The sequence below is a fragment of the Streptomyces sp. NPDC003284 genome (assembly GCF_053589675.1).
Genome location: NZ_JBSFSI010000001.1, coordinates 793,235 through 806,216 on the forward strand (window position 1 = coordinate 793,235; position 12,982 = coordinate 806,216).

12 protein-coding genes are annotated in these 12,982 nt (G+C 72.1%); 6 read left to right on the forward strand and 6 right to left on the reverse strand.

Annotated features, from left to right (window positions below; all coding sequences use genetic code 11):
- Positions 1–12 precede the first annotated feature (12 nt).
- The 4 genes from ACWDYF_RS03480 to ACWDYF_RS03495 are packed head-to-tail and all read right to left on the reverse strand — an operon-like array spanning position 13 to position 6,426.
- A complete protein-coding gene (locus ACWDYF_RS03480; RefSeq protein WP_381744155.1) occupies positions 13–2,175 on the reverse strand; it encodes an AGE family epimerase/isomerase in 2,163 nt (720 codons plus the stop codon).
- Complete coding sequence (glgX, locus tag ACWDYF_RS03485) at positions 2,172–4,277, reverse strand: glycogen debranching protein GlgX (protein WP_389463894.1); 2,106 nt, start codon at positions 4,275–4,277, stop codon at positions 2,172–2,174. The genes ACWDYF_RS03480 and glgX overlap by 4 nt, the downstream gene beginning before the upstream one ends.
- A 57-nt stretch (positions 4,278–4,334) precedes the next feature.
- On the reverse strand, positions 4,335–5,051 hold the full coding sequence (locus tag ACWDYF_RS03490; protein ID WP_381744157.1) for an SDR family oxidoreductase: 717 nt from the start codon (positions 5,049–5,051) through the stop codon (positions 4,335–4,337).
- 34 nt (positions 5,052–5,085) lie between these two features.
- The gene (locus tag ACWDYF_RS03495; protein ID WP_018568048.1) at positions 5,086–6,426 is read right to left on the reverse strand and encodes a sugar phosphate nucleotidyltransferase; all 1,341 of its coding nucleotides are present in this window, start codon (positions 6,424–6,426) and stop codon (positions 5,086–5,088) included.
- Between the two features lie 445 nt (positions 6,427–6,871).
- On the opposite strand from ACWDYF_RS03495, the gene ACWDYF_RS03500 reads away from it, so the two are divergent.
- Positions 6,872–7,315, forward strand: a complete 444-nt coding sequence (locus tag ACWDYF_RS03500; RefSeq protein ID WP_018568047.1) for a DUF7144 family membrane protein — start codon at positions 6,872–6,874, stop codon at positions 7,313–7,315.
- A gap of 19 nt (positions 7,316–7,334) precedes the next feature.
- Here ACWDYF_RS03500 and ACWDYF_RS03505 read toward each other — a convergent pair whose 3' ends face one another.
- Positions 7,335–7,670 (reverse strand): antibiotic biosynthesis monooxygenase family protein, encoded by a 336-nt coding sequence (locus tag ACWDYF_RS03505; protein WP_389463898.1) that lies wholly within the window; start codon positions 7,668–7,670, stop codon positions 7,335–7,337.
- A gap of 393 nt (positions 7,671–8,063) precedes the next feature.
- Between ACWDYF_RS03505 and ACWDYF_RS03510 the strand changes: the two genes are divergently transcribed.
- The 4 genes from ACWDYF_RS03510 to ACWDYF_RS03525 all read left to right on the forward strand — a co-directional run bounded on the left by ACWDYF_RS03510 (position 8,064) and on the right by ACWDYF_RS03525 (position 11,749).
- Positions 8,064–9,092 carry a FecCD family ABC transporter permease gene (locus ACWDYF_RS03510; protein WP_389463933.1) on the forward strand — a complete coding sequence of 343 codons (1,029 nt, stop codon included), beginning with the start codon at positions 8,064–8,066 and terminating at the stop codon, positions 9,090–9,092.
- Positions 9,093–9,094: 2 nt separating this feature from the next.
- Positions 9,095–9,862: an ABC transporter ATP-binding protein gene (locus ACWDYF_RS03515; protein WP_389463900.1), complete on the forward strand. Its 768-nt coding sequence runs from the start codon at positions 9,095–9,097 to the stop codon at positions 9,860–9,862.
- A 12-nt stretch (positions 9,863–9,874) separates the two neighbouring features.
- Positions 9,875–10,897, forward strand: coding sequence for an ABC transporter substrate-binding protein (locus ACWDYF_RS03520; RefSeq protein WP_389463902.1), 1,023 nt, complete (start codon positions 9,875–9,877; stop codon positions 10,895–10,897).
- Positions 10,898–10,969: 72 nt separating this feature from the next.
- The gene (locus ACWDYF_RS03525) at positions 10,970–11,749 is read left to right on the forward strand and encodes a cobalt-precorrin-6A reductase (protein ID WP_389463904.1); all 780 of its coding nucleotides are present in this window, start codon (positions 10,970–10,972) and stop codon (positions 11,747–11,749) included.
- A 37-nt stretch (positions 11,750–11,786) separates the two neighbouring features.
- On the opposite strand, the gene ACWDYF_RS03530 is transcribed toward ACWDYF_RS03525, so the two are convergent.
- Complete coding sequence (locus ACWDYF_RS03530; RefSeq protein WP_064537775.1) at positions 11,787–12,452, reverse strand: precorrin-8X methylmutase; 666 nt, start codon at positions 12,450–12,452, stop codon at positions 11,787–11,789.
- Positions 12,453–12,578: 126 nt separating this feature from the next.
- Here ACWDYF_RS03530 and ACWDYF_RS03535 point away from each other — a divergent pair.
- On the forward strand, positions 12,579–12,982 hold a 404-nt coding region (locus ACWDYF_RS03535; RefSeq protein ID WP_389463907.1), incomplete at its 3' end, for a superoxide dismutase.

Genomic DNA, 12,982 nt, shown 5'->3' on the forward strand with positions numbered 1-12,982 from the left:
ATGGTCGGGGATTCAGTCATGGGCGCACGCGTCCCCGCCCTCCAGGAGGAAGGCGTCGGTGGCGAGCAGGGCGTCCGCGACGTCGGGCAGGGCGCAGCCGACGATGACGAAGTCGGCGTCGAGCCCGGCCTTGGTGCGCTGGAAGAGGAGTTCGTTGATGGCGGGCCGGCTCATTGCGGTGACCTCGCACAGATGGAACTCCACGCGCTGCGGCTCGGCGGCCATCACCTCGGCCAGGATGCGGCGGAACTTCTCCAGCTCCGCGGTGTCGATCACGCCGGAGCAGCGCACGTGCGCGGTGTCGCCGTCGAACTCGGTGCGCATCCGCAGCCGCATCTGCGCGGCCTCCAGCTCGACGCGCACCCGCACCGGTTCGGCGCCCTCGGGCAGCCGGACGGTCAGCTCCTTGGCGTCGAAGTTGTGGTGCGGGACGCCGTCCACCCACACCCCGGTCAGCTCCACCGAACCGGCGGGCAGCAGATCGGGCGCCACCCGCAGGACCCGCTCGGGCAGGTCGTCCGGGCGCGGCCGGAAGTGCAGGGTGAGCGTGTCGTCGGTGATGAGCAGACCGGTGTAGGTCGCGGCCAGGTAGCACAGCTCCAGCGAGTGGTAACCGGCCATGGAGTGGCTGCCCTTGAGGCGCTCGGTGCCGAGCAGGTACGGGATGCCGTTGGCCTGCACGTTGAAGTACACGCCGCCGTCGTCGTTGTCGAGGAAGAAGGCGTTGTGGAACGAGGCGGCCTCACGGGCCAGGCGCAGATGCTCCGGGTCGCTGGTGGTGCCGGCCAGGATCAGATAGGCGAGGATCGCCTGCTCCTGCTGCCACCACGCCTTGCGGTCGTGCCACACCATGCGGTGCATCCCGCTGTCCGGGTCGGCCTTGCGCTCGACCACGTCGTACCAGCCGCCGCGCAACTGGTCGCTGCCGACCGCGGGCATGATCTGGCCGATGCGCTCGGCGAGCGCCCCGTAACCGTCCTTGTCGAACAGGGCCTTGATCCGGGTCAGGTTCCAGGCGATCTTGAGGTTGTGGCCGACGACGGCCCGGTCCTGCTGCCAGCCCCAGGTGCGGTCGGGCGACCAGTCGGCGTGGAACCGCTCCTGCACGAACGGGCTGTTCGGCTCGTCGGGGAAGCGCTCCACGATGGTGTCGGCGGTCTCCTCCAGCAGCCGCGCGAAGTCCGCGCGCCCGGTGGCCAGATACGCGTTGATCAGGTAGGCCGGGGCGTGGTCGCCGATCGAGTTCCAGTTCTTGCGCGAGCGGTTGGGACCGAGCGCGTCGGCGTGCGGGTCCAGCGTGATCGGGTCCAGGTGCGAGAAGAACCCGCCCTGCTCCCGGTCCCGGAAGAACTGCTCGAACAGGGCGACCGTGCGGTCGATGTCCTCCAGGATCCGCGGGTCGCCGGTGATCCGGTACGTCTGGGTCGGACCGGCGAGCGCGTAGATCTGCTCGTACATCGGGATGGCGTCGACGTCGTCGCCGAACTCCGAGGCGTAGACCTTGCGCTGGCCGCCCGGGGTGACGTCGATGCCGTGGTACCAGTAGGCGAACCCGTCGCGGGCGTCGGCGACCCGCATGTGCTCGCGCAGATACTCCGTGCCCGACTCGGCCGCGTCCAGGAACCGGTCCTCGCCGGTCAGCAGGTAGGCGGTCGACAGGCCGTAGACCAGCCGGGAGATGGTGTCGGTCTCCTGGCGCACGTCCGCGCCGTCGAAGTCGGGCAGATGCGTGCCGTGCAGGGTGAGGTTGGTGCGGAACCTGCGCCAGTCGCAGACACCGTCGGGGAAGTGGCCGCGCAGATAGAAGTCGGCGATGGCCGCGGCCTGCTGCACCCACCACGCCGGGTGCTCGAAGACATAGGCGCCGCGGTGCTCCTCGGGGAAGGTGATCTCCTTGGCCTCGAACCGCTCGCCGTGCTCCCACTCGTAGCAGATGCCGTACGCGAAGACGTAGCGGCCCTCGGCGAGCATGTCCAGGGTGGCTTCGGTGGTGTCGCGGTAGGGGTCGCCGAGGTTGCGCACGATGCGCGAGGCGACGTTGCGGGGCAGATGGACGGTGAACTCACGGTCGTCCGAGGTGCGCAGACCGAACCGGCGGCCGGTGGGGCTGAAGTAGGTGACGTAACCGGCGAGCGTGTCGGAGAACGTGCGGCGACGTGCTGCGGATCCACTCATCGGGGATAGTCCTTCGCGTCAGACAGGGCCGCGAGCAGCACGACGCTGCGGCCGTGGGCATGGAAGGTGTGGTCGTCGTGGGGCTCCTCATGGCCGGCCGGAAGCAGGTCGCGCGGGCCGGCCTGGGCGGTGTCCAGGACGCGGTGCCAGCGGTGGCCGCGAATCCGCGGCAGTTCGAAGTCAAGGCCCAAGTGGTACATGTTCAGGATGAGATGCAGGTCGGGATCGCCGTCGAACCCGCCGAGCGTGCAGGCCAGGACGCGGGCGTTGGTGTCCTCCCAGCCGGGCTGCTCCAGCCGGGTGCCGTGCCAGGTGATGTCCGGCAGCTGGCGGGAGTTGAGCCGCCCGGTGTAGAAGTGGGGCGCGCGGAAGGTGCGGTAGCGGCGGCGCAGCCCGATCAGCCGCCGCACGAACTCGAAGGTCTCCTCCTCCTTCTCGGCCTGGTCCCAGTCGAGCCAGGACGTCGGGTTGTCCTGGCAGTACGCGTTGTTGTTGCCGCTCTGGCTGTTGCGGAACTCGTCGCCCGCGAGCAGCATCGGCACGCCCCTGCTGAGCATCAGCACGGACAGCAGGTTCTTGATCTGCCGCACCCGCAGGCGCTCCACCTCGGGGTCGTCGCTGGGGCCCTCGGCCCCGCAGTTCCAGCTGTAGTTCTCGCCCGCGCCGTCGGTGTCTGCCTCGCCGTTGGCGTAGTTGTGCTTGTGGTCGTAGCTCACCAGGTCGTTGAGGGTGAAGCCGTCGTGACAGGTGATGAAGTTGATGCTGTTGGTGGGCAGTTCCTTCTGCGGTCCGAACAGGTCCTCGGAGCCGCCGAGCCGCTTGGCGAGGTCGCCGACGACCCCGGCGTCGCCGCGCACGAAGCGCCGTACGTCGTCACGGAACGGGCCGTTCCACTGGGCCCAGCGCTTCCCGGGGAAGCGGCCCACCTGGTAGAGGCCGCCGCCGTCCCACGGCTCGGCGATGATCTTCGTCTCGGCGAGCACCTTGGACAGCTCGATCGCCCACAGCACCGGCGGCACCGCCATCTCGTAGCCCTGGTCGCCGCGCGACAGCTCGGAGGCGAGGTCGAAGCGGAAGCCGTCGATGTGGTGCTCGGTGACCCAGTACTCCAGGGACTCGATGATGAACTTGGCGACGAAGGGGTGGTTGGCGTTGACCGCGTTGCCGCACCCGGTGAAGTCCATGTAGTGGGTGCGGTCCTGCGGCCACAGGTGGTAGTACGCCTCGTTGGCCTGGCCGCGGAAGCTGATGGTCGGGCCGAACTCGTTGCCCTCGCTGGTGTGGTTGAAGACGACGTCGAGGATCACCTCGATGCCGGCCAGGTGCAGCGCCTTCACCATGTCCCTGAACTCCGCTATGTGGGTGTTCAGATGGGGCGAGGTGCAGTAGCCGGTGTGCGGAGCGAAGAAGCCGTACGGGTCGTAGCCCCAGTAGTTGTGCAGCGGGGTGCCGTCCGGCCCGGTGCGCAGGACGTGCGTCTCGTCGAAGTCGAAGACGGGCAGCAGCTCCACGGCCGTCACCCCGAGGCGCTTGAGGTGCGGGATCTTCTCGACGACCGCGGAGAACGTCCCCGGGGCGGCCGCCCGTGACGTGGGCGACGCCGTCAGACCGCGCACGTGCATCTCGTAGATGACCGTGTCCTCCATCGGCGTGCGCAGCGGCTGGTCGCCCTCCCAGTCGTAGTCGTCCAGATCGACGACCAGGCTGCGCATGCACGTCTCGACGTTGTCCTGGAGGCCGATCGCGAGGGTGCGGTTCCAGCGGGAGTTGATGTTGGCGCGGGCGTACGGGTCGAGCAGCACCTTGCGGTGGTCGAAGCGGGCGCCGGTGCGCTTGGTGTCGCGCGGCCCGTCCATCCGGTACGCGTAGACCTGTCCGGCGCCGATCCCGGCGACATGGCAGTGCCAGAAGTGGAAGCTGCGGTGCTTGTCCGGGTGCAGGTGGATGGTCCGTGAGGGCTGCGGGTCGTCGCACTTGTCGAAGAGCAGCAGGTCGACACGGGTGGCGTGTTCCGAGAAGACGGAGAAGTTCACTCCGCCGTCGACGACGGTGGAACCCAGAGGCTGGGGACGTCCCGCGGAGATCTGCGGCGCCTCGGTCATGGTGGTCTCCGTTTTCGTGACAGGTGGGGCGTACGGGGGCCGGGTCGGTGAGCGGGCTCAGGCCAGGGCGCGCAGCGGGGCGCTCTCGTCCACGCTGAGCCCGGCGAACAGTTCCTCCCAGTCGCCGGGGGCGCTGCCCGCGCCGCCCCGCATCTCGAAGGTGAGTCCCTTGGCGGACGGGCAGTACAGGGCCTGGACGCAGGCCTCGGCGACGTCCTGGAGGGCGACGTAGCCGTCCCTGCGGTCGCCCTGCTCCAGGTGCACGCGGCCGTCGTCGGCCAGCTCGGAGCGGTCGGTCAGCCAGCCGGGACGCACGATCGTGTAGTCGAGGCCGGAGGCGCGGACCGCGTTCTCCCCGGCCAGCCGCCAGTCGAGCATCCGCCCGTAGGCGTTCATCGGATGCTCGGGGCGGGTCACGTGCCGCTGGCTGACCAGCACGAACTGGGCGCGTCCGAAACCGTCCTGGCGCAGCAGCGCGTCCAGGGTGTTGAGCACCCCGGAGTGCAGGGTGCTCCGCGGGCTGTCGGGTCCGGTGGTGTCGGTGCCGGGCTCCACGGTGTAGACGACGGCCGAGCAGTCGCGCAGCGGGACGGTCAGGGACGCGGGGTCGCGGACGTCACCGAGGAAGAACTGGGCCCGGGGCGGCAGATGGCGCTGGGCGCGCTGTTTGCTGCGGCCGATGACCCGGACGCTCTCCCCGCGGTCGAGGAGCTTGCGGGTGACGATCCGGCCGACCCGGCCGGTGCCGCCGATCACGGCGATGGCAGTGTTCACGTGGGCTCTCCTGAGGGGGAGCGGTGGGTGTGGTTCACACCCACCGCAAGATGTCGTCCGAGCTGGTGAGCTGGGTGCCGCTGGGCACTCCCGAGACGGCCGGCACGCGCAGCCGCGGATAGACGCTGACGCCCGACAGGCGGGTGCCCGACCAGAGTTGGGCGCCGTCGCCCACGGCGGAGAGGGCTTCGAGGCGTACCGGGGTGCGGGCGTCGGAGCGCACCTGCACCATCGGGCCGACGTAGGAGTCGCTGATGTGCGCGTACGCGCCGATGACGGCGGAGTCCCCGAGCACGCTGCCCTCGACCTGGGCGCCCTCGTGCAGGTCGACGCCGTCGCCGACGTCCGTGCCGCGCAGCCGCACGCCCGCGCCGATCTCGACGTGCCGGCCGATGCGCACGCCGGGGCCGATGACGACACTGCCCTCGGCGATCTTCTGGGCGAGCGTGGTGCCGGTGATGTGGTCCTTGGAGCGCAGGCTGGACTCGTGGATCCAGTACCGGGGCTCGGTGCTGGCCGGGGTGCCCAGGGCGCGGTCCAGCTGCGGGTAGAGGCCGCCGAGCGCGTCGCCGATGGTGCCCAGGTAGTCGCGGATGTTGCCGAGGTCGCCCAGGCGCGCGATGGGTTCGACGGCCACCCGGTGGCCGAGGCCGACCAGGCGCGGCAGCAGGTCGTTGCCCCAGTCCAGGCGCTGCTGGGCGAGCCGGATGAGTTCGGGGGTGCGCGCGGCGAGCCGGAGCCGGGCGCAGTCGATGAGGTACATCCCGGCGTTGGTGGCCAGGGTGCGCGGTCCCTGCGGCTGGGTGATCTCGGGGAACTCCCGCTCGATGACGGGGAGTCGGGGCTTCTCCAGGAAGCCGCACACCAGGCGCTCGGCGGTGGTGCGCATGACGCCGTACTTGCCGGCGATCTCCTCGGGGGTGCGGGAGACGGCGGCCACGGTGACCACCGCGTCGGAGTCGCGCTGGGCGGCGAGCAGCTTGTCCAGCGAGAACTCGAAGAGCGAGTCGACGGGGAGGACGAGCGCGGTGCCCGTGAGGTTCCACTGCTCCAGATTGTGCAGGGTGGCCGCGCCGGAGCCCACGTTGTACGGGTCGAAGCGGGCCCGGGAGTAGTCGATCTCCACTCCGTAGCGCTCGCCGTGCCCGAGCACCAGCTTGATCTGGCTGCGGTTCTCCACCCCCTGCGCCACTACGTAGAAACGGCGTATGCCCTGGTCGCGGCAGGCCTCGACGATCCACTCGATGAGCGGCCTGCCGGCGAACGGGATGAGTGCCTTGCTGCGGATGTAGTCGGCGGACTGGAGGGTGATGGGCTTCGCCCGTTCGCCCCGCCCACCGGCCAGAATGATGCCGACCGTGCTGTCGTCCCCCATCGCGTGTTCCGCCCTCCAGGCCGACTTGTCGATGAATCAGATTCAACAGCGTGTGTCATATCAAGTCAAGTGACCTGTCATGTGCGCAGGTTGGAGCGATGGTCACCCGTCAACCGACGTGCGGGGCGGCGGCTGCGCCACAAGCCCCGGCGATAAGCGGTCCGACGACCGGTTTTCCGGCGCGGGCCCCGCGCGGGCCCCGCGCGGGCCGCGTCCCGGGGGCCCGGACGCGCCGCCCCTCCCGGCCGCCGCGCGGACACCCCGCGCACCCGGCTCGCCCGTTCGGCCCATCGCGCCCGTCCCGGGCGGCGTTCCCTCCAACGGGCTACATCCGCTCGTGCGGGGGACGGATGCCGGGTGAGGGTGGCGGTGGCGTGACGGAGTGCGGGACGCCCCCGAGCGCCGCAGCCGGACCCGCCCCGCCCCCCGAGAACGGAGCGCGACCATGACCGCCCAGCCCCACTCCGCCCCGACCGGGGGCGGCTACGGACCGCCCCCGGACCGCCGCGCCGCCTGGGCCGCCGGAGGTGCCGCCTTCGCGGGTATCCTGCTGCTGCTCAACGGCGTCCTGGCGATCCTCCAGGGCATCGCGGCGATCGCCAAGAACGATGTGTACGCCCAAGTGGGCGACTACATCTACGAGTTCAGCCTCACCGGCTGGGGCTGGCTCCTGGTGATCCTCGGTGCCGTCGCCGCCCTCGCGGGCTGCGGCATTCTCGCCGGGTCGGCCTGGGCCCGCGCCATCGGCATCGTGCTCGCCTCACTGGGCCTGGTGGCGCAGTTCCTCTTCCTGCCGCACGCGCCCGTCTGGTCCGTGATCATGATGGCGATCGACGTGTTCGTCATCTGGGCCCTGGCGGTCTACGAGCCGGACACCGCGCACGGCTGACGCCGCCCCTTTGTGGTCCTCAGCCCGCCGAGTGCGCCGAGCGGACCTGGAAGAGGCGCGGCTGCACATCCGTGGCGATCTTCGCGGCCTGGTCCATGTGGAAGCGGGCCTCGGGGTTGGCGAGCATGGCCCGGTAGTGCTCCTCGGTCTCCCACTGGCAGTAGTTGACGACGCGTTCGCCGTCGAGCGAGGCGTGGAAGTTCGCGTGGAGGAAGCCCGGCTGGTGCCGCATCGTGTCCTCGGTGGCGCGGACGAGCAGGGCGATCAGCTCGTCCTGGTGGTCGGGGGAGACGGTGAAGACGTTGATGAGGGTCGCCACGGGACGCCCGGTGTCGACCTGCACGGTAACAGTCATGCCAGTACGTCTCCCCTTACCGCCTGCCGGGTTGTCGCCCGGCGCGCCGCATTCGCCCGATCGGAGCCGCGGCCCGCGGCACGGGCGTCGGCCGCGGCTCCGGCCGGGGCGGCTGCCGGAGCGCCTCGCTGCCTTTGTTAGGCTCCCCTCGCCTCCCGCGGGGGAAGTCCGGTGAGAGTCCGGCGCTGACCCGCAACGGTGTGCGCGACGGCCTCGCGGTCCGCCGCGCGAGCCCGATCGCCCGGGGGTGGCGCGACCCGATGACTGCTCGCCGCGGACTGCGAGAGGGGGCCGCGGCCGAACGGCCGCAGGGCTGTCTCCTGCTCGACGTCCGGCAGGCGGCCCAGCCGAAGGACGGCCCGCACCGTGCGCCGAAGGACGACCCCCGGCCGGATACCCCTGCCCCCGCTCGCCCTCGGCCTCGGGCTGCTCCTGATCGTCTCCCTGGTGTGCGGCGTCGGCCTCGGCGCCGCACAGGTCACCTGGCCCGACGTCTTCCGCCATCTGTGGGCCGGCCTCACCGGCGGCACCGTGCCCGCCCGGGACGCCGCCGCGTACACCATCGTCTGGGAGATCCGGCTGCCGCGCGTCGTGCTCGGCGCGATCGTGGGCGCCGGACTCGCCACGGTCGGCGTCGCCGTCCAGGCCATGGTCCGCAACGCGCTGGCCGACCCGTTCGTGCTGGGCATCTCCTCGGGCGCGGCGGTGGGCGCCAACGCCGTGATCCTGCTCGGCGCGTTCGCCGGCCTCGGCGTCTGGGCCCTGTCGGTGTCCGCCTTCGGCTCCGCGCTGGCGGCCATGGTCCTGGTCTACGCGGTCGCCCGCTCACCGCGCGGACTCGCCCCGCTGCGGCTGGTCCTGACCGGAACCGCCCTGGCGTACGGCTTCGAGGCGATCACCATGGTCATGGTGTTCGGCGCGGCCCGGGGCGAGGCGGCCCGCTCCGCCGTGATGTGGCTGCTGGGCAGCCTGGGCGGCGCCACCTGGGCGCAGGTGCCGCTGGCCGCGGGCACCGTCATGGCCGGCTGGCTCTGGCTGCGGGCGCGGGCCGAGGCGCTCAACGCCCTGGCCATGGGCGACGAGACCGCGGCGGCGCTCGGCGTCCCGCCCGGCCGGCTGCGCCGGGAGATCTTCGTGGTCACCGCGGCCGTCACCGGGACCGTGGTCGCCGTCAGCGGCGCCATCGGCTTCGTCGGCCTCATGGTGCCGCACGTGGTGCGCATGGTGGTCGGCGCCGACCACCGCAGGGTGCTGGTGGTCGCACCGCTGGCCGGAGCCGTCCTGCTCGTCTGGGCCGACGTGGTCTCCCGGCTGCTGCTGGCCCCCGCCGAACTCCCCGTCGGAGTGATCACCGCCGTGGTCGGGGTCCCCGTGTTCCTGCTGCTGATGCGGCGGGGCGGCTACGCGTTCGGAGGCCGCTGAGCATGCGTGTCGACATCGAGGACGTGACGGTCGAGACCGCCGGTGTCCGGCTGGTCGAGGACATCCGGCTCACCGCGCCGGACGGGGCGTTCGTCGGGCTCGTCGGACCCAACGGCAGCGGCAAGTCGACCCTGCTGCGCACCGTGTACCGGGCGCTGCGGCCCGCCTCGGGCACCGTCCGGCTCGACGGCGCGGACCTGCACGCGATGAGCCCGCCGGCCGCCGCGCGCGTACTGGCCGCGCTGCCCCAGGAGTCGAGCGCCGAGTTCGACTACACGGTGGCCGAGGTCGTCGCCATGGGCCGCACCCCGCACCGCGACCGCACCGCCGCGGGCGACCGCGAGATCTGCGCGCACGCCATGGCCCGCACCGGCGTCGCGGACCTCGCCGACCGCGGCTTCCTCGCCCTGTCCGGCGGCGAACGGCAGCGCGTCCTGATGGCCCGCGCCCTCGCCCAGCAGCCCCGGGTGCTGGTCCTGGACGAACCCACCAACCACCTCGACATCGCCCACCAGCTCGACCTGCTCGCCCAGGTCAGGGAGAGCGGCCTGACCGTGCTGGCCGCGCTGCACGACCTCAACCTCGCCGCCGCCCACTGCGACGTCCTCTACGTGATCTCCCGGGGCCGGATCGTCGCCGACGGGCCACCCCACGACATCCTGCGCCCCGGCCTGCTCGCCGAGGTGTTCGGGGTGCGCGCCCACCGTGTGCGGCACCCCGAGACCGGCGCCGTCCAGCTCCTGTTCGACCTGCTCCCGCCCACCACCTGAGGACCCCCGCCCATGCGCACCCTGCCCGCCGCCGCCCTGTGCCTCGCCGCGGCGCTCACCGCCACCGCCACCGGCTGCGGCGCCCACGTAGAGAAGGCCCCGGCCGCCGGAGCCTCCGCGTCCGCCACGGCCGTCACCCTCACCAACTGCGGTACGCCCGTCACCTACGACAAGGTGCCCGAGCGCGTCGTCACCAACGACGTCGGCATCACCGAGCTGATGTTCGCCCTCGGCCTGGAGGACCGCATGGCCGGTTACGCCATGCCCGACGACAAGGGCGACCTGGACGCCGTGCCCTACAAGGACGCCTACCGCAAGGTGAAGTGGCTCTCCAAGGACCAGCTCACCAAGGAGAACGTCCTCGACGCCCGCGCCGACCTCGTCTTCGCCGGCTGGAACTACGGCTTCCGCGAGGACGGCGGCTTCACCCCCGACTCCCTGAAGAAACTCGGCATCCCCTCCTACATCCTCACCGAGTCCTGCCACAACGGCCGCTCCAAGACCTCCCGCGGCATCATGCCGCCGCTCGACGCCCTCTACGCCGACCTCACCAACCTCGGCCGGCTCTTCGGCGTCGAACAGCGCGCGGCGCGGCTGATCGCCGACTACCGGAAGCAGATCGCCGACGTCCGCGCCCAGGCCCCGCAGGGCGCCGAGAGGCCCAAGGTCTTCCTCTACGACAGCGGCCAGGACCAGCCGTTCACCGCGGGCCGCTACGCCGCGCCGGAACAGATCATCACCGAGGCCGGCGGCGTCAACGTCATGCACGACGCCGCGGACTCCTGGACCACCGTCGGCTGGGAGAGCGTCGTCGACCGCGACCCCGATGTCATCGTCATCTGCGACTACGGCGACGTCAGCGCCGAGCAGAAGAAGAAGTTCCTGCTCTCCTACGCCCCGCTGCGCGACGTGTCCGCCGTGAAGAACCGGCGGATCTTCGTCCTCGACTACGTCGACCTGGTGGAGAGCCCGCGCAACCCGTCCGCCGTGGCCCGGCTCGGCGCGTACCTGCGGACCGTGGCGCAGAAGTCGTGACGCGGCCGTGCTGAGAGGACCGGGGTGCCGCGCGGCGCACCGGGCCCCGGGCGGCCGGTAACCTGCGACGCCATGCACGTACTGATCCTCGGCGGCACCGCCGAGGCCCGCCGCCTGGCCGAACTGCTGCACGGCACCCCCGGGGTGCGCACGACCAGTTCCCTGGCCGGGCGGGTCGCCGCGCCCCGGCTGCCGCCGGGCGAGGTCCGCCTCGGCGGCTTCGGCGGGCCCGGGGGGCTGACGGCCTGGCTGCGCGCGCACGCGGTCGGCGCGCTCGTCGACGCCACCCACCCCTTCGCCGGGACGATCAGCCGCCACGCCGCCCGTGCCGCGGCCGACGCCGCCGTCCCCCTGCTCGCGCTGCGCCGCCCCGGCTGGCGCCCCGGCGCGGGCGACCGCTGGCACGACGCCGCCTCGCTGGAGGCGGCGGCGGCACTGCTGCCCGCACTCGGCCGGCGGGTGTTCCTCACCACCGGGCGGCTGGGCCTCCCCGCCTTCGCGCACCTGGACGACCTGTGGTTCCTGGTGCGCTCGGTCGACGCGCCCGAACCCCCGCACCCGCAGCGCATGGACGTCCTGCTCGACCGCGGGCCCTTCACCCTGGAGGGGGAGCGCGCCCTGCTGCGCCGCCACCGCGTCGACGTCGTCGTGACGAAGGACAGCGGGGGAGCGGCCACCGCGCCCAAGCTCACGGCCGCCCGTGAGGCCGGGCTGCCGGTGGTCGTCGTCCGGCGCCCGGCCGCGCCCGAGGGCGTCCCGGCCGTGCCGGGACCGGAGGAGGCCGCCCGCTGGATCGGGGAGCTGTCCGCCCGTGCCGCAGGCCGCGGCGGTGGCACGGGCACCGGCCGCTGAGCGCGGCGGCGCGCCCGTACGCCGGTCAGGGGACGGGTCACTCGGTCTCGCTCGCGATCGCGTTGACCGCGGCGGCGGCGATCGCGCTGCCGCCCCGGCGCCCGCGCACCACCAGGTGCTCCAGGCCCGACGGATGCGCGGCCAGCGCCTCCTTGGACTCGGCGGCCCCGACGAACCCCACCGGCACCCCGATGACGGCGGCGGGCCGCCCCGCGCCCTCCTCGACCAGCTCCAGCAGCCGGAACAGGGCCGTGGGCGCGTTGCCGACCACGACCACGGAACCCGCCAGCCGCTCCCGCCACAGCTCCAGCGCGGCGGCGCTGCGCGTGGTGCCCAACTCGGCGGCGAGCGCGGGCACGGCCGGGTCGGAGAGGGTGCACAGCACCTCGTTGTCCGCGGGCAGCCGGGCGCGGGTGATGCCGCTGGCCACCATCCGCACGTCGCACAGGACGGGCGCCCCGGCGCGCAGCGCCTCGCGCGCGCGGGCCACCACGCCGGGCGAGTACGCGATGTCCCGCACGAGATCGGTCATCCCGCAGGCATGGATCATCCGGACCGCCACCTGGGCGACGTCGGCGGGCAGACCGGTCAGGTCCGCCTCGGCGCGGATGGTGGCGAAGGACTGGCGGTAGATGGCCGCGCCGTCCTTCTCGTAGACGTGCCGGGGGGAGCGGGGCGCCGGGGTGTTCTTGTCGCTGGACATCGCGGCGAGCATACCGACGCCGTCCCCCGTCGCCGGACCTAGGTCCAAGGCATGATCGGCACCCCGCCCCTTCTGCTGTTAGCGTGCAGATGCACATTGTTCGCAATAACGCGAAGGGCGTTGGACATGCCGATCTACACGCTGCCTGAACTGCCGTACGACTACTCGGCGCTCGCGCCGGTCATCAGCCCCGAGATCATCGAGCTGCACCACGACAAGCACCACGCGGCCTATGTGAAGGGCGCCAACGACACGCTGGAGCAGCTCGCCGAGGCGCGCGACAAGGAGACCTGGGGCTCGATCAACGGCCTGGAGAAGAACCTGGCCTTCCATCTCTCCGGGCACATCCTGCACTCGATCTACTGGCAGAACATGACGGGCGACGGCGGCGGCGAGCCGCTCGCCCAGGACGGCGTGGGCGAACTGGCCGACGCGATCACCGAGTCCTTCGGCTCCTTCGCCGGGTTCAAGGCCCAGCTCACCAAGGCCGCGGCCACCACCCAGGGCTCCGGCTGGGGCGTCCTGGCCTA

Coding starts and splice junctions, on each gene's coding strand:
- ACWDYF_RS03480 (WP_381744155.1), bottom strand. CDS start 2,175: ATGAGTGGATCCGCAGCACGTCGCCGCACGTTCTCCGACACGCTCGCC.
- glgX (WP_389463894.1), bottom strand. CDS start 4,277: ATGACCGAGGCGCCGCAGATCTCCGCGGGACGTCCCCAGCCTCTGGGT.
- ACWDYF_RS03495 (WP_018568048.1), bottom strand. CDS start 6,426: ATGGGGGACGACAGCACGGTCGGCATCATTCTGGCCGGTGGGCGGGGC.
- ACWDYF_RS03500 (WP_018568047.1), top strand. CDS start 6,872: ATGACCGCCCAGCCCCACTCCGCCCCGACCGGGGGCGGCTACGGACCG.
- ACWDYF_RS03505 (WP_389463898.1), bottom strand. CDS start 7,670: ATGACTGTTACCGTGCAGGTCGACACCGGGCGTCCCGTGGCGACCCTC.
- ACWDYF_RS03515 (WP_389463900.1), top strand. CDS start 9,095: ATGCGTGTCGACATCGAGGACGTGACGGTCGAGACCGCCGGTGTCCGG.
- ACWDYF_RS03520 (WP_389463902.1), top strand. CDS start 9,875: ATGCGCACCCTGCCCGCCGCCGCCCTGTGCCTCGCCGCGGCGCTCACC.
- ACWDYF_RS03525 (WP_389463904.1), top strand. CDS start 10,970: ATGCACGTACTGATCCTCGGCGGCACCGCCGAGGCCCGCCGCCTGGCC.
- ACWDYF_RS03530 (WP_064537775.1), bottom strand. CDS start 12,452: ATGTCCAGCGACAAGAACACCCCGGCGCCCCGCTCCCCCCGGCACGTC.